At 62.0% G+C, this 19,665-nt stretch carries 17 protein-coding genes; 16 read left to right on the forward strand and 1 reads right to left on the reverse strand.

Going from position 1 to position 19,665, the window contains the following annotated elements; translation table 11 throughout:
* Nucleotides 1-11: 11 nt before the first annotated feature.
* Genes HY962_07465 through HY962_07485 form a run of 5 tightly spaced genes read left to right on the forward strand, consistent with a single transcriptional unit; the run spans nt 12 to nt 4,842 of the window.
* A complete protein-coding gene (locus HY962_07465) occupies nt 12-1,133 on the forward strand; it encodes a GNAT family N-acetyltransferase (protein MBI5646755.1) in 1,122 nt (373 codons plus the stop codon).
* 10 nt (nt 1,134-1,143) lie between these two features.
* Nucleotides 1,144-1,449, forward strand: coding sequence for an Asp-tRNA(Asn)/Glu-tRNA(Gln) amidotransferase subunit GatC (gene gatC / locus HY962_07470; protein MBI5646756.1), 306 nt, complete (start codon nt 1,144-1,146; stop codon nt 1,447-1,449).
* Nucleotides 1,446-2,198, forward strand: coding sequence for a 3-deoxy-manno-octulosonate cytidylyltransferase (gene kdsB, locus HY962_07475; protein MBI5646757.1), 753 nt, complete (start codon nt 1,446-1,448; stop codon nt 2,196-2,198). The genes gatC and kdsB overlap by 4 nt, the downstream gene beginning before the upstream one ends.
* A 27-nt stretch (nt 2,199-2,225) precedes the next feature.
* Nucleotides 2,226-3,533 carry a 30S ribosomal protein S12 methylthiotransferase RimO gene (rimO, locus tag HY962_07480; protein ID MBI5646758.1) on the forward strand — a complete coding sequence of 436 codons (1,308 nt, stop codon included), beginning with the start codon at nt 2,226-2,228 and terminating at the stop codon, nt 3,531-3,533.
* Nucleotides 3,534-3,537: 4 nt separating this feature from the next.
* The gene (locus HY962_07485) at nt 3,538-4,842 is read left to right on the forward strand and encodes a GWxTD domain-containing protein (protein ID MBI5646759.1); all 1,305 of its coding nucleotides are present in this window, start codon (nt 3,538-3,540) and stop codon (nt 4,840-4,842) included.
* Nucleotides 4,843-5,690: 848 nt separating this feature from the next.
* Here HY962_07485 and HY962_07490 read toward each other — a convergent pair.
* Complete coding sequence (locus HY962_07490; GenBank protein MBI5646760.1) at nt 5,691-7,469, reverse strand: ABC transporter ATP-binding protein; 1,779 nt, start codon at nt 7,467-7,469, stop codon at nt 5,691-5,693.
* 200 nt (nt 7,470-7,669) lie between these two features.
* On the opposite strand from HY962_07490, the gene HY962_07495 reads away from it, so the two are divergent.
* The 11 genes from HY962_07495 to HY962_07545 all read left to right on the forward strand — a co-directional run bounded on the left by HY962_07495 (nt 7,670) and on the right by HY962_07545 (nt 19,602).
* Nucleotides 7,670-8,638 (forward strand): sigma-54-dependent Fis family transcriptional regulator, encoded by a 969-nt coding sequence (locus HY962_07495; GenBank protein MBI5646761.1) that lies wholly within the window; start codon nt 7,670-7,672, stop codon nt 8,636-8,638.
* 187 nt (nt 8,639-8,825) lie between these two features.
* Entirely contained in the window at nt 8,826-9,086 is a 261-nt protein-coding gene (locus HY962_07500) for a hypothetical protein (GenBank protein ID MBI5646762.1), read from the forward strand.
* A gap of 4 nt (nt 9,087-9,090) precedes the next feature.
* On the forward strand, nt 9,091-9,864 hold the full coding sequence (locus HY962_07505; protein ID MBI5646763.1) for an electron transfer flavoprotein subunit beta: 774 nt from the start codon (nt 9,091-9,093) through the stop codon (nt 9,862-9,864).
* Between the two features lie 3 nt (nt 9,865-9,867).
* The gene (locus tag HY962_07510; GenBank protein ID MBI5646764.1) at nt 9,868-10,848 is read left to right on the forward strand and encodes an electron transfer flavoprotein subunit alpha/FixB family protein; all 981 of its coding nucleotides are present in this window, start codon (nt 9,868-9,870) and stop codon (nt 10,846-10,848) included.
* An 11-nt stretch (nt 10,849-10,859) separates the two neighbouring features.
* Nucleotides 10,860-12,878, forward strand: a complete 2,019-nt coding sequence (locus tag HY962_07515; protein MBI5646765.1) for a 4Fe-4S dicluster domain-containing protein — start codon at nt 10,860-10,862, stop codon at nt 12,876-12,878.
* 3 nt (nt 12,879-12,881) lie between these two features.
* Nucleotides 12,882-14,090 (forward strand): (Fe-S)-binding protein, encoded by a 1,209-nt coding sequence (locus HY962_07520; GenBank protein MBI5646766.1) that lies wholly within the window; start codon nt 12,882-12,884, stop codon nt 14,088-14,090.
* Between the two features lies 1 nt (nt 14,091).
* On the forward strand, nt 14,092-16,089 hold the full coding sequence (locus HY962_07525) for a CoB--CoM heterodisulfide reductase iron-sulfur subunit A family protein (protein MBI5646767.1): 1,998 nt from the start codon (nt 14,092-14,094) through the stop codon (nt 16,087-16,089).
* Nucleotides 16,090-16,113: 24 nt separating this feature from the next.
* Nucleotides 16,114-16,635: a hydrogenase iron-sulfur subunit gene (locus HY962_07530; protein ID MBI5646768.1), complete on the forward strand. Its 522-nt coding sequence runs from the start codon at nt 16,114-16,116 to the stop codon at nt 16,633-16,635.
* Nucleotides 16,628-17,617 (forward strand): oxidoreductase, encoded by a 990-nt coding sequence (locus HY962_07535; GenBank protein MBI5646769.1) that lies wholly within the window; start codon nt 16,628-16,630, stop codon nt 17,615-17,617. Before HY962_07530 ends, HY962_07535 begins: the two co-directional genes overlap by 8 nt.
* A gap of 7 nt (nt 17,618-17,624) precedes the next feature.
* On the forward strand, nt 17,625-19,145 hold the full coding sequence (locus HY962_07540; GenBank protein MBI5646770.1) for a Ni/Fe hydrogenase subunit alpha: 1,521 nt from the start codon (nt 17,625-17,627) through the stop codon (nt 19,143-19,145).
* Between the two features lies 1 nt (nt 19,146).
* The gene (locus tag HY962_07545; GenBank protein MBI5646771.1) at nt 19,147-19,602 is read left to right on the forward strand and encodes a hydrogenase maturation protease; all 456 of its coding nucleotides are present in this window, start codon (nt 19,147-19,149) and stop codon (nt 19,600-19,602) included.
* Nucleotides 19,603-19,665 lie beyond the last annotated feature (63 nt).

Consider the following 19,665-nt stretch of genomic DNA (forward strand, 5'->3'; position numbering starts at 1 on the left):
GGGTCCGCCGCATGGCAGTGACAGTCCGACCGCTCACGACCGAGGCCGAACGCCTAGTCTTCATCAAGCTCCAGTGGGCCTTTTACCGCGACGACCCGTATTGGGTGCCGCCCCTGATCTTCGACAGGAAAAAGCTTCTCGACACCAAAAAGAATCCGTTTTACAAACACGGACGCATACAGCTTTTTCTGGCCGAGCGCGACGGGGCTCCGGTGGGGCGCATCGCTGCGATCGTGAACGACCGGCACAACGAGATTCACAACGACGAGGTCGGCTTTTTCGGTTTCTTCGAGTGTATCGACGACCAGCAGGCGGCCGACGCGTTGTTCGCCGCGGCGGCGGAGTGGCTCCGCGCGCAGGGCAAGACGCGCATGCGCGGTCCGCTGAATCCCTCGATCAACGACGAGCTCGGTCTGCTGGTGGACGGCTACGACGATCCGCCGCTGATACTGATGACCTACAATCCGCGCTATTACGCGCGTCTCATCGAGCAGGCGGGCTTCGTGAAGGAGAAGGACCTCTTCGCCTTTGCGATCACGTCCGACGGCGTGGTGACCCCGAAGCTCGACCGCGTGCAGAAGGCCGTGCGCGAGCGCCAGGGTGTGACGATACGCAACCTCGATCTCAAAAACGTGGCGCGCGAGCTGCCGATCATCAAGAGTCTGTACAACCGCGCGTGGGAGAAGAACTGGGGCGCCGTATCGATGACCGACGAGGAATTCGACGCTCTCGCGGCGGATCTTGTGCAGGTGATGCGCAACTTCGAGGAATTCGCGTTTGTACTCGAGAAACAGGGCGAGCCGATCGGCTTCGCGCTCACACTGCCGAACATCAACGAAGTGCTGATCCACAACAAGCGCGGCTGGCTGATACCCGGCGCGCTGCGTCTGCTCACCGGCACAAAGAAGATCACGAAGATGCGCATCCTCGTGTTGGGCGTGCTGCCGGAGCACCGTGAAAAGGGCTTCGACGCCGTGATGTACTACGAGATCGTGAACCGCGCCATGGCGCGCGGCATTCACTTCGGCGAGGCCTCGTGGGTGTTGGAGGACAACACCATGATGGTGCGCGCGGCGAAGCTGATGAACGCGGAAGCGTACAAGACCTACCGGATCTTCGAGAAAGCCGTCTGACGGCCGCCGCATGAGCGTCTCGCGGGAACAGTTCGACCACATCGCGCGTCTCGCGCGGCTGTCGTTCAGCGACGCCGAGGCCGAAGCACTGGGCGCGCAGCTCAACCGCATCATCGAATTTGTGGACGCGCTTGCGCGCGTGGACACCACGGATGTGGAGCCCTTCGACATTCCCACCGTCGACAGCGCATCGCTGCGGCCCGACGAGGCGCACGCTCCCCTGCCCGCGGATGCGGCGTTGCGCAACGCGCCGGCGTCCGCCGAGGGATATTTCACCGTGCCCAAGGCGCTGGGCACACAGGGCGGCGGCGAATGAGCACGAGCGAGGCGGTGCTGATCGTCATTCCCGCGCGCTACGCATCGTCGCGTTTTCCGGGCAAGCCGCTGGCCGACATCGCGGGCCGGCCCATGATCGCGCATGTGATCGACCGTTGTCGCGCAAGCTGCGGCGGCGAGGCGCGCGTGCTCGTGGCGACCGACAATAGCGACATCGCGGACGTTGCGCGCGACTGCGGCGCGGAGGCGCGGTTAACGCCCCCGGAACTGCCCTCGGGCACCGAGCGCGTTGCGTATGCCGCAAGAGACGAGGCCGAGGGCATCATCGTGAACGTGCAGGGCGACGAGCCGCTGCTCGATCCGCGCGGCATCGACACCGTGGTCGGCATGCTGCGATCGGATCCCTCGTTCGACATCGCAACACTCGCCTCCCCCATCAGCGCGGAGGAGGCGGCGGATCCCAACATCGTCAAAGCCGTCGTGGCACTCGACGGGCACGCGCTGTACTTCTCCCGCGCGCGCATTCCGCACGCCCGCGACGAGGCGGCCCTGGCCGTGTATCTCGGACACATCGGCCTGTACGGCTTCAGGCGCGACGCACTGCTGCGATTCGCGTCGCTGCCGCCGAGCACGCTCGAGGACACGGAAAAACTCGAACAGCTCCGCGCGCTCGACCACGGCATGCGGATCGGGGTGGGACGCGCGGCGCGGCGCTCGCCCGCGGTGGACGTTCCATCCGACATCGCGCGCGTGCTCGAGGCCCTGCACGCGGACGCGTCGCAGGCCTGACGGCCGATACATCACGAAAGGACACCCATGAAAACCCGGCCGCATACACGCGTCGCGCTCATCACGCTCGGCTGCTCAAAAAATACCGTCGACTCCGAAATTCTGCTCCGCCAGCTCGAGGTCAACGGCCTCGAGCTCGCCGACGATCCCAACAACGCCGACGCCGTCATCATCAATACGTGCGGATTCATCGACGCGGCCAAGGAGGAATCGATTCACACCATCCTCACCGCCGCGGAGCGCAAGAAACAGGGCGCCCTCGAGCGGCTGTACGTGGCCGGCTGCCTGTCGGAGCGGTACAAGGACGATCTGTCGCGCGACATCCCGGAAGTGGACGCGTTTTTCGGCGTCACCGATTTTCAGCGCATCATTGAGACGCTCGGCGGGCGCTACCGCCGCGAGCTGCTCGGCGAGCGGCATCTGACCACACCCGCGCATTTTGCGTACCTCAAAATCTCGGAGGGCTGCGACAACCCGTGTTCGTTCTGCGCCATCCCGCTCATGCGCGGCGGACACGTGTCGAAACCCATCGAGGAAGTCGTGCACGAAGCGAAGCTGCTGGCGCTGCACGGCGTGCGCGAGCTGGTGGTGATCGCACAGGACACGACGTACTACGGCCTGGACCTCTACGGCGAACGGCGTCTCGCCGCCCTGCTGCGCGAACTCGCGCACATCGACGGCATACGCTGGGTGCGCCTCATGTACGCCTTTCCGACGCGCTTCCCGCGCGATGTGCTCGACGTGCTGCGCGACGAGCCGTCGGTATGCGCCTACGTCGACATCCCCGTGCAGCACGCGGCCGACGATGTGCTCAAGTCGATGCGTCGCGGCATCACGCGCCGCGCGACACGCGAGCTGATCGACGAGATGCGCGCCCGCGTGCCCGGCATCACCATCCGCAGCACGATGATCGTGGGATATCCGACCGAAACCGAGGAGTCGTTCGACGAGCTTCTGCGGTTTGTGGAGGAGACACGCTTCGACCGCCTCGGGGTTTTCACCTATTCGCAGGAGGACGACACCGCGGCCTTCGCGCTGGGCGATCCCGTGCCGCAGGAGGAAAAGGAACGGCGGCGCGCCGCGGTGATGGAATTGCAGGCCGGCATCTCTCTCGAGAAGAATCTCGCGAAGGTTGGAAGCGCATGCGAGATACTCATCGACCGTGTCGAGGGCGGCTATGCCGTGGGACGCACCGAGCACGACGCGCCGGAGGTGGACAACGAAGTGCTTGTTCCCTTGCAGGCATTTCCGGTCCCCCCGTTGATCGGGACCTTTGTTCCTGTTAGAATTGTCGAAGCGAACGAATTCGATCTCATCGCCACCATCGCCGGGTGACCCCATGCGCGTTTCCGTCCACCACGCGTTCCTTGTGCTCCTTCTCGCCGCGGCAGCGCCGCGCGCCCTCTCGCAGGTCGAAAGCCAGCAGCCCGCCCGCATCGGCCGGCCGCAGGCCTTCTACTTCGACGCGTTGAACTTCGCGCAGTCCGACGCGTTCGGCCTCGCGAGCCGCGTGGACATCTACGTGCAGATCCCCTTCGACATCATCACCTTCATTCGAAAGTCCGACGGCTATACCGGCGCGTACACTCTCAGCGCAATCATCAACGACGAGGACGGCGCGCGCATCAAGGAGGAGAGCTGGACGCGCAAAGTGGAACGCACCTCGCTGGAGGGCACCACCGATCCACAGACATCGGACGTGACACAGAAGTCGATTCCCCTCGAGCCGGGATCGTACATCATCGAGATCCTGTTCGAGGACAAGGAGTCGTCGACGGAATTCCGCAGCACAAAAAAGATCGACGTCCGTAAATTTGATCCGAACATCTTCGCCATGAGCGACATGATGCTGGTGGGTTCGGTGGACGAATCGGGTTTGAAGCGCCGCATCGCGCCGCATCTGAATCCCAACATCGCCGCGCTCAGTGACGGCTTCACGCTGTTCTACGAAGTGTACAATCCCTTCACCATCGCGTCCGTCGGCATCGAGTACAAAATCACCCGCCGTAAAACGACGGTCACTTCCGCGAGGATGCGGCAGGCCGTGCGGCAGGGCGTCAACACATTCCTCACACGTGTGGCCGGACCCGTGCTTGGTGTGGGGGCCTACGAACTCGAACTGATTGTGACACGCTCCGACGACAGCACCGTTGTGCTGGCCCGTTCGTCTCGCTCCTTTGTCGTCGAATGGCTCAGCGGCGGCACCCCGCTCACGATCACGGACCTCGACGAGGCGGTGGAACAACTGCGCTATTTTGCGAAGGGTGACGAGCTGGACAACATCAAGGACGCGCCCGACGACGCGGAGCGGCGCAAGCGCTTCGACGCGTTCTGGGAGCGGAACAATCCGACGCCCGGCTCGCCGACCAATCGCGCCATGATCGAATACTACACACGTGTCTCGTACGCCAACGAGCGCTTCGGCCATTACATCCCCGGCTGGAAAACCGACCGCGGCATGGTGTACATCATCTACGGTCCGCCCAGCGCCGTCGACCGGCATCCTCTCGATGTGGAAACGAAACCCTACGAGGTCTGGGAATACTACGACATCAACCGGCGCTTCGTCTTCATCGATGAGAGCGGCTTCGGTGATTACCGGCTGTTGTATCCGATCTGGGACGAGCGGAATCGAATGCGGTAGTCGAATGTATCGCCAGGGCTGGGAGTGGAGGTGGTAGCGGGTTAGAGAGTAGATGGGTAGAGGGTAGATTGATCAACTCTATCCGTGTGAGGAGACAGGAGACAGGATGCGGGAGACGAGAGACGGGAGACGGGAGACGAGAGACGGGAGACGAGAGACGGGAGACGAGAGGCGACTGAACACCCATAAAATCGGATTACCCCCTCTTTTTAAGAGGGCGAAGGGGGAGTGGGCTGCAGGATGAGCATTGAATGCGACGTGATCCTCCCGTTGCCGATCCCCACGCCTCACGGCGTGGGTTGATGAATGCCGCCCGCTTCGCGGGCTCTGCGGACTCTTAAGGCGATGAGACGATCAGACGATCAGACGATTAGACGATCAGACGATCAGACGATCAGACGATCAGACGATCAGACGATCAGACGATTGGACGATTAGACGATTAGACGATCAGACGATCAGACGATCAGACGATTAGACGATTGGACGATTAGACGATAAAGCGACACAGCGGTCCGATTCTCTCCGCGATCCATGCGGCGTGTGCGTGAGTCGCGAATCACATCCGACAGGGGCGACCGGCGGTCGCCCTACACCACCACGGAACACGCACAAAACACAGCCCGGAACAGATCAGTCACCCTTTCCCGGAACGGGGAGTGGGACGGGGTGAGGGTGCGTATGCCGCCCGCTTCGCGGGCTCTCTGCGATTTGGGGCCGCGCCGATACACCGCGCGCCCCAGCCCGATATTCCTCCTGTCTCCTCTATCCTGTCTCCTCACACCGAATAGAATAGACCACACTCCCCCAGCCCCCAACTCCCACATCTAGATCCTAACCCCTAACTCCTAGCTCCTCGTAACCAGCTCCTGATCCTTGTACTGCAGCATATACAGCCGCTTGTAGATTCCGTCGGCGGCGAGGAGTTCCTGATGTGTTCCCTTCTCGCGGAGCTGCCCCTTGTGCATCACGATGATCTTATCGGCGTTCTGAATAGTGGAGAGCCGGTGCGCGATAACGATGGATGTGCGGCCCGAAAGCAGCCGCGATATGGCCTCCTGAATCAACTGCTCCGATTCGGTGTCGACGCTCGAGGTGGCCTCGTCGAGAATGAGGATCGACGGATCGTAGGCCAGCGCGCGCGCAAAGGCCAGCAGTTGCTTCTGGCCGACCGACAGTGTCGCTCCACGCTCCTTCACCTCGGTGGCATAGCCGTCGGGCAGCCGCTCGATGAAGCGGTCGATGCCGACGAGCCGGGCCACCTCGCGGACGCGTTCGTCGCTGATGCGCTCGTCGCCCAGTGTGATGTTGCCGCGTATGTCGCCCGAGAAAAGGAACACGTCCTGCAGCACCACGCCTATCGCACGGCGCAATTGCCGCGACGACACCGACCGTATGTCCACACCGCCGATGAGAATGCTTCCGTGCTGAATGTCGTAGAGGCGTCCGAGGAGATTGATGATGGTGGATTTTCCCGCGCCCGTCGCGCCCACGATGGCCACGGTTTTGCCCGCCGGAATCGTGAAGGAGACGTCGCGCAGGACCCAGTCCTCGCCGTTGTACGCAAAACGCACATTGCGGAATTCTATGCCGGCGCGCGGATCAAATCCGGCGGCCTCCTCGGGCGGTTCGGGGATGACGGAATCGTCGTCGAGCAGCGTGAAGATGCGTTCGGACGAGGCCATCGCGGTCTGCATGATGTTGTATTTCTCCGACAGATCACGCACGGGCCGGAAGAACATTTCGGTGTACTGGATGAAGGAGATCAGCGTGCCGAGTGTCATCACGCCGCCGATCACTCCCCCGCCCGCGTACCAGACGATGAGCGCCACCGCGAGCGAACTGAGGAAATCCACCGCCGGGAAAAACACGGCGTAATAAAAAACCGACTTCACGTGTGAATGCGTGTGCGCGGCGTTGATCGCCTCGTGTTTCTTGTACGCGTCGTTCTCGCGCCCGAAGAGCTGCACCGTGGCCATGCCCGACACGTGCTCCTGCGTGAAGCTGTTGAGCCGCGCCACCTGGAAACGGATGTCGCGATACGAGTCGCGCACCTTGCGCCGGAAGAGCAGCGTGGCATACATCAGCAGAGGCAGCACGCTGAGTGTCACGAGCGAGAGGCCCCAGTCGATGGTGAACATAAACACCATGATCCAGATGATGATGAACACGTCGGCGAACACGGTCACGAGTCCCGACGAGAACATCTCGTTCAACACCTCGACGTCGCCGGTGACACGCGTGACGAGACGGCCGACCGGATTCTTGTCGAAAAAGGACAGGGACATCCGCTGAAGCTTGCGGTACACCTGCATGCGTATGTCGAGGATGGTCCGTTGCCCGATCCACTGCGTGAAGTAGGTCATGACATACTGCACGAGACCCTGGAAGATCAGCGTCGCGAGCAGGAGCAGCGCGATGCGCAGCAGTCCCGCCGCGTCCTTGTTCGCGATATAGTCGTCGACGGCGATTTTTGTGAGCCAGGGGCGGACGGGTCCGAGCGCGGAGATGAGGATGGTGAGCAGGATCGCGCCCGCGATGTGCCACCGATAGGGACGCACGTATATCAGCAGCCGCTTCATCAGCCGGCTGTCGTATGCTTTGCCGAGTATTTCGTCTTCTTGCATGTCTGTATAATCGAATGAGGATAGTGCGTTCCAACATGGCACACGACGGGTTCATTTCCCAGCGAATGGGGCGGAAAATGCGCCCGTTGTGAGATTGATGAAAGAAATCCGATGCCATAATTGACATTGATTTCACGATTGTTGATTTTTACTACGATTCGTGTCCCATATGTATTGTACTTTCACAAGCTGGTGCGTCCGTGCCGTTGACGACCCATACGTTTCTCGCGCGCAGTGCGACGATGCTCGGCGTTTTCGAACGATTGAGTACGATCGCACCATCCAGCAGCGCCGTGCTGCTGGTCGGTGAAACGGGTGTGGGCAAGGAGGTGGTGGCGGAGTACATACACCGGCACAGCAACAGAAATAACCGGCCGTTCGTCAAAGTCGGTCTCGCGACACTTCCGCCGGAGTTGCTCGAGAGTGAGATTTTCGGGCATGAAAAGGGCGCCTACACCAACGCCATCGCCGACAAGAAGGGGCTGTTCGAATTGGCGAATCATGGCACAATGTTCCTCGACGACATCGACGATTTTCCGTTACATCTGCAGCCGAAACTCCTGCGTGTGTTGGAGACGGGCGAAGTGATGCGTGTCGGATCCGTCAGATCCGTTTCGATCGACATCCGTCTCATTTGTGCAACGAAGGTGGATCTGCAGAATCTGGTGCACCGGGGTTTCTTCCGATCCGATCTTTTTTATCGCATCAATGTTGTGCCGATATACATCCCTCCGCTCCGCGACCGCCGTGATGATGTGCCACTTCTGATCGAACACTTTCTGCAGCGGTACGCCTCCGACAGGGAGATCCACGTCCATCCCGACGCACTCGCGCGTCTCTGTGCTTACTCGTGGCCGGGCAACGTGCGCGAACTCCGCAACGTGGCGCAACGTCTGAGCCTCTTTGCTGGCGACACCGTGCAGATCGCGGACCTCCCCGACGAAATCCGGCAGGACAAACACGTACCGCACGGATTCGAAGAGTGCGTGCGCTGCGCCATGGACGAGCACCGCGGACTTGACGATATACTCTCGTGTATTGAGTTCACACTTCTGAAGCGCGCCTTGCGAACGTCCCACGGAAACCGCTCGCAAGCCGCTCGTCGGCTCGGTCTCCGCCTCTCGACGTTCCGCGACCGCCTTCACCGCCACGGACTCGATACAGAGTAGGCACAGACCCCGCCAGTCGATTCCGGGACATACGATTTTATTGACGGAGAACCGCAGGGGATAACGGATTTCCGCCACTTTTGTTCTCGACATCGCGTTTATTCGGGAGTTTTTTCACATTCCGTCAGGCATGGGAATTGCAACATATAACGGATATTATTTCCCTTTTTCCCCCATTCCCCGCCGCATGAAAAAACTCCCGCGACCCGGACGAGTGAGTCTCGTCGGAGAGATTGTAGAATTACGCGAGCGTGGCGACGCGCGTACTGCGCGGGTGCTCCTGACCGCAATCTGTTTCGACATCCCCATCTCCGATCGCACGACGCTGAAGCTTGGCGACAGCGTCTTACTCGAGGCGACAGTCGCGCTGCCGTCATTTTTATCCGTGTCTCCGCCCGGCGTTGCAACAACACCCGGCGACAGCAGCTCACCAGACGAAGGAGCGTAAACAGATGGACATTCTCGTTTTTCTCAAGCAGGTGCCGGACCTCGTCGAAGAGCTCGAAATCGACGCCGGAGGTACCACACTCGACAGCACATGGCTGCGATATATCCCGAGCGAGTACGATGAACACGCGCTCGAACAGGCACTGCTGCTGAAGGAAAGGCACGGCGGTACCGTACACGTCGTCACCATCGACATCGGCGAAGCCGACGACATGTTGTACTCCGCGCTGGCGAAGGGCGCCGACAGCGCCGGGAAAATCACGGCGGATTTTTCCGACGGCGCCTCCTCCACGCGGCTCGCGACGGCGCTGCAAGACACGGTATGTACACATCCGTACGATGTGATTCTGACCGGCGTGCAGAGCATAGACGACGTGGAAGGTCCGACAGGCGCCTTCCTCGCCCGCGGACTCGGCATTCCCTACGTCGGCAGCGTCAACGGCGTGTCGGTCAACGGCGACGCGGGACGCGCACTCGTCCGAAAGGAATATCCCGGAGGGGCGTTCTCGGAGATCGAGGTACACCTGCCGGCGTTGATTGGCATACAGGCGGCGGAACAGCCCCCGCGCTATGTGCCCATATCGCGCATCCGCCAGACCAAGGCGCAGGCGCATATCTCGGAATATGCAGCGCCCGAGACCGCGCATCCTACATGGGGGCGCGTGCTCTCAATGCGTAAAGTGGAGTCAACCGGTTCGGCGGTGATGCTGGACGGAGATCCCGGGGCGGTGGCACAACAACTCGTCGACATACTCCAAGAACACAATGTCCTGAGGTGATCAATGAACACGAACATTCTCGTGTACGCGGAACGTCTGCGCAGCGGCATCCCCGGGATCGTCTACGAACTGCTCGGGAAGGCGCGTGCTCTCGCAGAAGCACACGGATCCGACATCTCTGTTCTTCTGCCGGGACCCGCCACGGAGGAAGAAGTCGCCTCCTTCGGTGCGGCGCACCGGGTTCTCATCGTCGAACACGATGCCGCGACAAGTCCGACACCCGAGGGCATGCTGCAGTCGGTGCACGACGCCGCGGCCTTGACACAGCCAGGCCTGCTGCTTATGCCCGCCACCACGCTGGCGAGCGATGTGGCCGCATTGTTTGCCGCCGACACCGGTGCGCGGCTGGTGACCAACTGCATCGATTTCGACATCACGCACGATGGAATCACGGCATGCAGCAGACAGTACGGTGGAAAGATCCTTGTGGATGTGCTTGTCGATTCGACACCGGCGGTCCTGTGCGTCCTCGCCGGAGCGTTCCAGGAGCAGGAGGGCTGCGTCACCGGCACACCATCACCCGTCAAACTGCCCTCACCCGTGCTACCGGACCAGCGCATGCGCGCGACACGGTTCATTCCGCCCGCCCCGGGAGATGTGGATCTCGCGCAGATGCCCGTGCTGCTCTCGGTCGGCCGCGGTATTCAGAACAAGGAAAACATCGGCATCGTGGAGGAACTGGCATCGAAGCTCAACGGCGCCGTATGCGCATCACGTCCCGTCATCGACCAGGGCTGGCTGCCGCTTACGCGGCAGATAGGCCGCTCGGGCCTCATGGTCAAACCGCGTGTGTACATGGCATTCGGCATCAGCGGAGCACCGGAGCATGTTGAAGGAATGAAGGACGCCGGTCTGATCATCGCCATAAACACCGACAGGACGGCGCCGATATTCAACGTGGCGCATTACGGCGTGGCCGCCGACGCGCTCGATGTCGTGCCCGCGCTGCTGGAGGCGCTCGAGAACGTTGTACAACACACATGATCGAGTCCGGCATGGAACCCACATTGCATTCCGTCGCCGGACTCTCCGGCACAATCTGGCTCGTGCTGCTCGTCGCCGTCTCGCTCCTGCTGTTCGCGCTTCGCGCAGCGTTCTGGGTGCGTATTCTGCGGCTCTCGAAATCCGACAACCGTTTCTCACATGTCGGCAGACGGCTCGCGCTGGTGGTCCGGGATGTGTTTCTTCAACCACGATTCCGCGATCACAGCTCGCCCGTGCATACCATTGTGTGGCCGGTTCACCTCGTGATTTTCTGGGGTTTTGTGGTGTACGCCGTCTCCTTCGCCTGGTCACTTCTGCGCGGCCTGCTGCCGGATTCCGGTTTGCCGTGGCCTGAGCAGATCGGTCCCATTGCGCTGCTGATCGATGTGTTCGGCGCACTGGTGCTTGCCGCGTTGGTGATATCCGCGGTGCGTCGGTATGTGCTGCGACCGGAAGGAGTGAAGCGCACTGTCGACGCGGCCATCATTCTGACACTCATCGCGCTGGTGATGATCACGGCTCTGGCCGGCGGATCGGCGGCGGTCGCATACGAGGGTCATGCGTCCGCGTGGCGCCCCGTCTCATCGGCACTGGCGGCCGTTGTGTTTGCGGACGGACGCTCCGCCGAAATCGTGGCAACCGTGTTCTGGTGGCTGCACACCGCCATCGTGCTCGGATTTTTTTCGTACCTGCCCTACTCGAAACATTTCCATCTGCTGGTGTCGCCGTTCAATGTGTACTTCTCGGATCTTTCGCCAAAAGGCAGTCTGCCCGGCGATGGAGACCTGTCGGCGAATGAGCGACTGGATCTGCGGGATTTCACCTGGCGCGAGTTGTTATCGTCGCTGTCGTGCGCCGAGTGCGGACGCTGCGACCGCGCCTGTCCCTCGCACAACAGCGGTGAAGGGCTCTCGCCGCAGGACGTTGTACATGCGTTCAAGGAACACATGCTGACGACAGGATCCGTTCTCGCGCGCTCCCGGAACGGCGGCTCGCCTGCTGTACTATCGGACGAGATCCTCGCGCCCGAGCAGGTCTGGGCCTGCGCCACATGTTACAGTTGTATGGAACACTGCCCCGTGCGCAACGAACACATCCCGCTGCTCATCCGCGCGCGCCGCCACGAAGTGTCGCGCGGCCGCGTGGATACACATCTGCAGGACACTCTTGTGGCGATGACACGGTACGGCAACTCGTTCGGACAATCGGAACGCGCGCGTGCAAAATGGAGCGTGGGACTTCCCTTCAAGATTCCCGACGCGCGCAAACAGGCGGTGCAGACACTCTGGTTTGTCGGCGACACCGCCTCGTACGACGTCCGTGCACATGGGAGCACACGCGCAATGGCGCAAATCCTGCACGCGGCGGGCGTCGAATTCGGCATACTGTACGAGGCCGAGCGCTGCGCAGGAAACGATGCGCGGCGTGTCGGCGAAGAGGGACTGTTCCAGATGCTCGCCGAGAAGAATCTCGCCGTACTTGCCAAGTGTACGTTCGACGAGATCATCACCACCGACCCGCACACATACAACACGCTGCGGAACGAGTACCCCGCGCTCGGCGGGTCGTTCCGCGTCCGTCATCACAGCGAGGTTCTCGCCGAGATTCTGGCCACGGGTGTGTTGAACACAACGCCGCTCGGACTTCGCGCCACGTACCACGACGCCTGCTACCTCGGGCGTTATAACGGAATATACGACGCGCCGCGTCGCACCCTCGAGGCGCTCGGTGTAAGACTTACCGAAATGCCACGCGCGGGCCGCGATGGGTACTGCTGCGGGGCGGGAGGCGGCCGCCTCTGGATGGAGGACAGGCCGGGCGCGCTCGAACGTCCGGCGGAGAGCCGCGTACGCGAAGCCGCGGCATTGCCGCAGGTGGATACACTCGTTGCCGCCTGCCCGAAGGATCTTGTCATGTTTCTGGACGCGGTGAAGACCGCAAATATCGAGGGCCGTCTCACGATCCGTGAACTCGCCGAACTCGTCTGGCAGTCCGTTTCCACATCCATTCACGAAGCCGAGGGAACCTGACCCATGCTTGCCACCGAACATGCCGTCGAACAGATCTGGGGAGTGACGCTGGATCGTTTGTACGATTCCGAGGAGGGACGCAGAATTCTTTCCTGCATCCAATGCGGCACCTGCGCGGGCACGTGCCCGCATGGTGAGTACATGGAGTATCCGGCGCGCCGCATCATCACGATGCTGAAAGCGGGGTTGATCGAAGACGTCTTCAATTCCGACAGTCTCGTCAAGTGCGTCAACTGTTACGCGTGCCAGACGAAGTGTCCGCGCAACATCCGTCTCACGGAGATCCTTCTGCCGCTGGTCAAGGAGCAGAGCATATTGCGGCTCGCGCAGATGCCCGCCGAATTACAGAAGGCGGTTGAAAACACGTACCGCTATGGCAATCCGATGGGCGAATCGGGAAGAAAGCGCGCGCAGTGGACGCGCACGAGTCCCGTGCCCGTACGGATATTCTCCGAAGATCCGCGACCGGCCGATGCGCTCTGGTTCGTCGAATCCGATCTGTCATTCCATCCCCGCGGCCAGGATATCGCGCGCGCGACGGCCCGCGTCTTTCACGCCATCGGCGCCGACGTGGCCATACTCGGAAACGAGGAACGCGCGGCGGGCGACTGCGGACGTCTCTCCTGGGAGCCGGGCCTGTCGGAGGCGCTCATCGACTACACCATGTCCATCCTTCAGAAATACCGATTCAACCGGATCATCGTATCCGATCCCCATGCGCTGGACGCGTTCAAGTACCGCTACCCGATGTTCGGTTTTGATTACCCGGTGGAATCGGTCCTCGGCTTCGTCGCCGCGCGGCTCGACGTGCTCGCGCCGCAGCTTACCTCGCCCATACACAAGACGGCGACGTATCACGACTCGTGCTGCCTCGGCCGCCACAACGCCCTGTTCGACGAACCGCGCGCACTGCTGAAGGCCATACCGGGACTCTCGCTCGTGGAGATGGCGCACAACCGCGAGAACGCGGTGTGCTGCGGCGGCGGGGGCGGCGGCATGTGGCTTGACACCTACTACAAGGCGCGCAACATGGAACGCCTGTCGGACCGGCGCATTCGCGAGGCCATCGCAACAGGCGCCGACGTGCTTGCCATCGCGTGTCCATACGAGGTGTCGCGGTTCGAGGACGCCGTAAAGGTGGCCGGCATGGACCAGCGCATGGAGGTACGCGACATAATGGAATTGCTCGTCGAATCGCTCGGAGGACAATAACATGGACGGCAACGGAGAGATCCGCGTCGGCTTCTACATCTGTCACTGCGGCAGCAACATCGCCGGACTCATCGACGTGGAGCGGGTTGCCGCGTACGCCGCGCGGCTGCCCGGCGTCGTACTTGCGCGCGACTACAAGTACATGTGTTCGGATCCGGGACAGGCGCTGCTCGAGCAGGACATCCGCGAGCACGCGCTGAACCGCATTGTTGTCGCCTCGTGTTCCCCGCTGCTGCATGAACAGACATTCCGCAACGCCACCGAGCGCGGCGGGTTGAATCCATTTTATATGCACATGGTGAACATCCGCGAACACGGGTCGTGGGTGCACAACGACGGCGAACTTGCAACGGGAAAGGCGATGGACATGGTGCGCGCGGCCGTGCGGCGCGTCGCCTTCCACGAGCCGCTCGAACGGCGTTCCGTCAACGTGACACCCGCCGTGCTTGTAGTCGGCGGCGGCATCGCGGGCATACACGCGGCGCTCACCATCGCGCACGCAGGCAGGAAGGTGTACCTCGTTGAGCGCGATCCCAGCATCGGCGGACACATGGCGCAATTCGACAAGACGTTTCCGACGCTCGACTGCGCGGCGTGTATTCTGACCCCGAAGATGACCGCGGTGAAGTCGCACCCGAACATCACGCTCTGGACATACTCCGAGGTGGAGCGCGTCGAGGGCTACGTGGGCAATTACCGCGTGACCGTAAAGCGGAAGCCGCGCTATGTGATCGAGGACCTCTGTGTCGGCTGCCTCGAGTGCATCGAGGCCTGTATCTACAAGAACGGTCGCTGGCCTGACGAGTTCAACATGGGACTCAGCAAACGCAAGCCCGTGTACATCCCCTTTCCGCAGGCGGTGCCGCCCGTGCCCGTCATCGACCCGGAGCACTGTGTACACATCAAGACGGGCACATGCAAGGATCTGTGTGTACAGATTTGCGCGGACCGCGAAGCGATCGATTTTTCGCAGCAGGCCGAACACATCGACATTGACGTGGGGGCCGTGATCCTGGCGACGGGCTTCCGCGCCTTCGATCCGAAGCGTATCCCGTACTACGGGTACGGCGTCCTGCCGAACGTGTACACGGCACTCGAGTTCGAACGCATCGTAAACTCGTCGGGCCCGACGGGCGGCGAGGTGGTGATGCGCAACGGCCGCGCGCCCGAGCGTGTCGCGATCGTGCACTGCGTCGGTTCGCGCGACGAGGATTACAACCGCTGGTGTTCGCGCGTCTGCTGCATGTACTCGCTGAAACTCGCGCATCTGGTGAAGGAGAAGACCGGCGCGGAGGTGTACAGTTTCTACATCGACATGCGCGCGGCGGGCAAGGGCATGGAGGAATTCTACAACCGTGTGTCGTCGGAGGGTGTACATCTCGTGCGCGGACGTGTCGCCGACATCACACCAGAAACGCTGCCCCCGCCTGAGGACGGCAGCGGTCGCGTGATAGTGCAGGCCGAGGACACACTGATCGGGCGGATACGAAAGATACCGGTGGACATGGTGATACTCTCCACCGGCCTCGAACCCCGGGAGGATGCGGAAGATGTGCGGCGCATGTTCACCATCTCCTGTTCCACCGGCGGCTTCTTCCTCGAGCGCCACCCGAAGCTCGCGCCCGTCAGCACCTTCACCGACGGCATCTACCTCGCCGGCGCCTGCCAGGGACCGAAGGACATTCCCGACACCGTCGCGCAGGCCGGAGGAGCCGCCGCGGAGGCGCTTGCGCTACTCGACGCGGGTTCGTTCGAGCTTGAACCCAACACGGCATATATCGACGATGATGCCTGTTCGGGCTGCCTGAGCTGCCTGCCGCTGTGCCCGTACACCGCGATCACACGCGACGACGAGACGAAGAAGGCGCGTATCAACGAGGCGCTCTGCAAGGGTTGTGGCACATGTGTCGCGTCCTGTCCGTCCGCATCCATTCGTCAACACCTGTTCGAAGACGCCGAGATTCTCAGCGAGATCGACGGCCTGCTCTCCTACCACTGACACCGTGCGCACAGCGAGGACAACATGAACGACACTGTCGAACAAACGGACACGGCTCCCGCGTGGCGGCCGTGCATCGTGGCCTTTTTCTGCACGTGGTGCACATACACGGCGGCGGATCTTGCCGGTGTGGCGCGCATGAAATACGCACCGAACACACGCGTGATACGCGTCATGTGTTCCGGACGCATCGATCCGCAATTTATCCTGGCGGCGTTCGCGCGCGGCGCCGACGGCGTGCTGGTCGGCGGCTGTCATCCCGGCGATTGCCACTACGCCGAAGGCAACACGAAGATGCTGCGACGCGCCGAACTTGTACATCGCGTTCTCGACGGCATGGGTATTGCCCGTGAGCGTTTCCGGCTCGAGTGGATCTCCGCCTCGGAAGGCGACAAGGTGAAGAGTGTCATCAACGGCATGGTGGACACACTCACGGTGCTCGGACCGCTGAACCTGCCCGGAACCTTTCAGTCGTGGGACAACGAGTTGGAGGAAGGAAACGAGGCGCGTGCACTGCAGTTGGAGGAGGAACCAAGCCATGTCTGACAAACCGAAGGTGGGGTTGTACTGGTGCGCATCCTGCGGCGGTTGTGAGGAATCGGTGGTGGATCTCGCCGAGGACATTCTGGCCGTGGTGGATGCGGTGGACATCGTATTCTGGCCCGTCGCAATGGACTTCAAAAAAAGCGACATCGAGGCGATGCCCGACGCGAGCATCTTTGCGACGCTGGTCAACGGCGCCGTGCGCACATCCGAACAGGAAGAGATGGCGCGGCTGCTGCGCCGCAAGAGCCAGGTTCTGATCGCCTACGGATCGTGCGCGCACAGCGGTGGCATTCCTGCGCTCGCGAATCTGTACGAGAAGGAACGGATCCTGCAGTACGTCTACCACGACGCAAGCACCGTCGACAATACGGAGGGTGTGCGCCCTCAAGCGAAACACAGCGAAAACGGATTTGCCGTCACCCTGCCCCGCTTCCGCGCCACGGTGCGGAGTCTGGGTCAGGTCGTGGATGTCGATTACACGATCCCCGGCTGTCCGCCGACACCACGTCTCCTCAAGGAGGCGCTGTTCGCGTTGCTCGGCGGAGCGCGACCGCCCAAGGGTACGGTGCTCGCGCCCGACACCGCGCTCTGCGACGAGTGCCCCCGGCGCGACAGCAAGCCGGTGGATCTGCACTTCGACGCGTTCGGACGACCACACACGACACTCGTCCGCGACGACACGTGTTTCCTCGCGGCGGCGGTACCCTGCATGGGTCCTGCAACACGCGGCGGCTGCGAGGCGCTGTGTCCCTCCGGCAACATGCCCTGCACGGGGTGTTTCGGCCCCACGTCCCGGGTGCTGGATCAGGGCGCGAAGATGATGTCGTCGCTCGCCTCGAACATCGGCGCGGAGGAGCCGGAGGCGATTCGCTCCGTGCTCGACACCATTCCGGATCCACTCGGCACCTTCTACCGGTACGGACTGGCGACGTCGCTGCTGCGGCGCGTTCACAATTCCCAGACAGACTCCCCACAATCTTGAGGACGCCATGAACGACGAGACGCGCGGCACAGTTCAGACACAGGACGTGCAGATCACACCACGCGAGGAGGGCGGTCGGCGTATCACCATCGATCCGATCACACGGCTCGAAGGGCATGGCAAGATCGACATTTTCCTCGATGACAACGGGGATGTGGAACGCGCCTACTTTCAGGTTCCGGAATTGCGGGGCTTCGAGGTGTTCAGCGTGGGTCGGCCGGCGGAGGATATGCCGCAGATCACGAGCCGCATATGCGGCGTCTGCCCCACAGCGCATCACATGGCCGGTACAAAGGCGCTCGACGCCCTCTACGACGTCACACCCACCACAACGGCGAAGAAGCTGCGCGAGCTGCTCTACAACATATTTATGCTCGAGGATCACGCGCTGCATGTGTTCGTCCTCGGCGGGCCCGACTTCATCGTGGGGCCCGACGCGCCCGCGGCGCAGCGCAACATACTCGGCGTGATCGGCGCGGTGGGACTCGAAGTGGGCACGCGTGTCATCGACATGCGGAAACGGCTGCGCGGCCTGTTACAACATCTCGGCGGCAAGGCGATACATCCCGTGTTCGGACTGCCGGGAGGTGTCGCGAAACGCCTGGATCCCTCCGAGCTGCCGCGTTTCCGCGAGGTGGCGCGCGACGGACTCGACTTCGCGCGTTTCACGCTGAAGGTGTTCAAAGACGTGGTGCTGAAGAACGACGACTACCTGAAATTGATCACCTCGTATCCATACACACACAAGACCTACTACATGGGGCTCGTCGATTCCGAGAACCGGGTCAATTTCTACGACGGAAGTATCAGGGTTGTGGATCCCAACGGTGAAGTATACGCGCGATTTCCCGGCGCGCTGTACGCCGATTACATCGCCGAACACGTGGAGCCGTGGAGTTACGTGAAGTTCTGCTACCTCAAACCCGTGGGATGGAACGGATTCCGCGAAGGTGTCGACAGCGGCATCTACTCGGTGGCGCCGCTGGCGCGGCTCAACGCGGCCGAGGGCATGGCCACGCCGGAGGCGCAGAAGGCCTTCGACGAATACTTCGCGACACTGAGCCATCCCGTGCATCACACACTCGCCAATCACTGGGCGCGCGTGGTTGAAATGGTGTATGCCGCGGAGCGTATCAACGAGCTTCTCGACGATCCCGACATCACCGGCACCGACATCCGCGCCGCATTGACGCGGCAGCCCTCGGTGGGCATCGGCGTCGTGGAGGCGCCGCGCGGCACGCTGATACATCACTACGAAAGCGATGAACGGGGCGTCATCACTCGCGCCAACCTCATCGTCGCGACGCAGAACAACGCGGCACGCATGGCCATGAGTGTGGAGAAGGCGGCCCGCGGACTCATTCACAACGGCGAAGTGTCGGACGGTCTGTTGAACAAAATCGAGATGGCATTTCGCGCCTATGATCCATGCCACGCCTGCGCCACACACAGTCTGCCGGGACAGATGCCGTTGATCGCGCGAATTCTGAAACGCGACGGATCGCTGCATCGAGAACTGCGCCGGTGACATGACAACACTCGTTCTCGGTCTCGGCAACGACATACTCGGCGACGACGGCGTGGGCATCGAGGCGGCCCGCGGATTGCGCGCGCTTGGCGGCACGGACATCGAGGTTATCGAATCGGCCGAGGCGGGCCTCGCGCTGCTTGAGATTCTCGAGGGCTACGACACGGCGCTGATTCTCGACGCGATGTGCACGGGCGTCCATACACCCGGCAGCATTGTGGAGTTCGGCCCGGAATCGTTCCGCACCGTCACGGCTCCATCGCCGCATTATGCCGGGCTCCCCGAGGTGCTTGCCATGGCGGATGTGCTCGAACTGTCCTTCCCGCGCACGATACGTATCCTCGCGATGGAGGTCGAGGATCCGTATTCCATTCACGAGGGCCTGTCGCCCGCTGTCAGGGCCGCATTGCCGGAGTTCATCACACGCGCGGCGGCGCTGCTGGCTTCGAACGGGTAATCGCGCGCAGCCCATCTCCCTCTACGGACAGATGTGCGATGAGAAACGAACAAGGGCGGTCGT

It is taken from the genome of Ignavibacteriota bacterium, from assembly GCA_016218045.1.
In the GTDB taxonomy this organism is placed as follows: domain Bacteria; phylum Bacteroidota; class Ignavibacteria; order SZUA-365; family SZUA-365; genus JACRFB01.

Excerpts from the sequence above, each read along its gene's own strand:
- HY962_07530 (MBI5646768.1), top strand. The coding sequence starts at position 16,114 with ATGAACGACACTGTCGAACAAACGGACACGGCTCCCGCGTGGCGGCCG.
- HY962_07485 (MBI5646759.1), top strand. The coding sequence starts at position 3,538 with ATGCGCGTTTCCGTCCACCACGCGTTCCTTGTGCTCCTTCTCGCCGCG.
- HY962_07520 (MBI5646766.1), top strand. The coding sequence starts at position 12,882 with ATGCTTGCCACCGAACATGCCGTCGAACAGATCTGGGGAGTGACGCTG.
- HY962_07510 (MBI5646764.1), top strand. The coding sequence starts at position 9,868 with ATGAACACGAACATTCTCGTGTACGCGGAACGTCTGCGCAGCGGCATC.
- HY962_07500 (MBI5646762.1), top strand. The coding sequence starts at position 8,826 with ATGAAAAAACTCCCGCGACCCGGACGAGTGAGTCTCGTCGGAGAGATT.
- gatC (MBI5646756.1), top strand. The coding sequence starts at position 1,144 with ATGAGCGTCTCGCGGGAACAGTTCGACCACATCGCGCGTCTCGCGCGG.
- HY962_07490 (MBI5646760.1), bottom strand. The coding sequence starts at position 7,469 with ATGCAAGAAGACGAAATACTCGGCAAAGCATACGACAGCCGGCTGATG.
- HY962_07535 (MBI5646769.1), top strand. The coding sequence starts at position 16,628 with ATGTCTGACAAACCGAAGGTGGGGTTGTACTGGTGCGCATCCTGCGGC.
- HY962_07545 (MBI5646771.1), top strand. The coding sequence starts at position 19,147 with ATGACAACACTCGTTCTCGGTCTCGGCAACGACATACTCGGCGACGAC.
- HY962_07505 (MBI5646763.1), top strand. The coding sequence starts at position 9,091 with ATGGACATTCTCGTTTTTCTCAAGCAGGTGCCGGACCTCGTCGAAGAG.
- HY962_07525 (MBI5646767.1), top strand. The coding sequence starts at position 14,092 with ATGGACGGCAACGGAGAGATCCGCGTCGGCTTCTACATCTGTCACTGC.
- HY962_07540 (MBI5646770.1), top strand. The coding sequence starts at position 17,625 with ATGAACGACGAGACGCGCGGCACAGTTCAGACACAGGACGTGCAGATC.
- HY962_07515 (MBI5646765.1), top strand. The coding sequence starts at position 10,860 with ATGGAACCCACATTGCATTCCGTCGCCGGACTCTCCGGCACAATCTGG.
- rimO (MBI5646758.1), top strand. The coding sequence starts at position 2,226 with ATGAAAACCCGGCCGCATACACGCGTCGCGCTCATCACGCTCGGCTGC.
- kdsB (MBI5646757.1), top strand. The coding sequence starts at position 1,446 with ATGAGCACGAGCGAGGCGGTGCTGATCGTCATTCCCGCGCGCTACGCA.
- HY962_07465 (MBI5646755.1), top strand. The coding sequence starts at position 12 with ATGGCAGTGACAGTCCGACCGCTCACGACCGAGGCCGAACGCCTAGTC.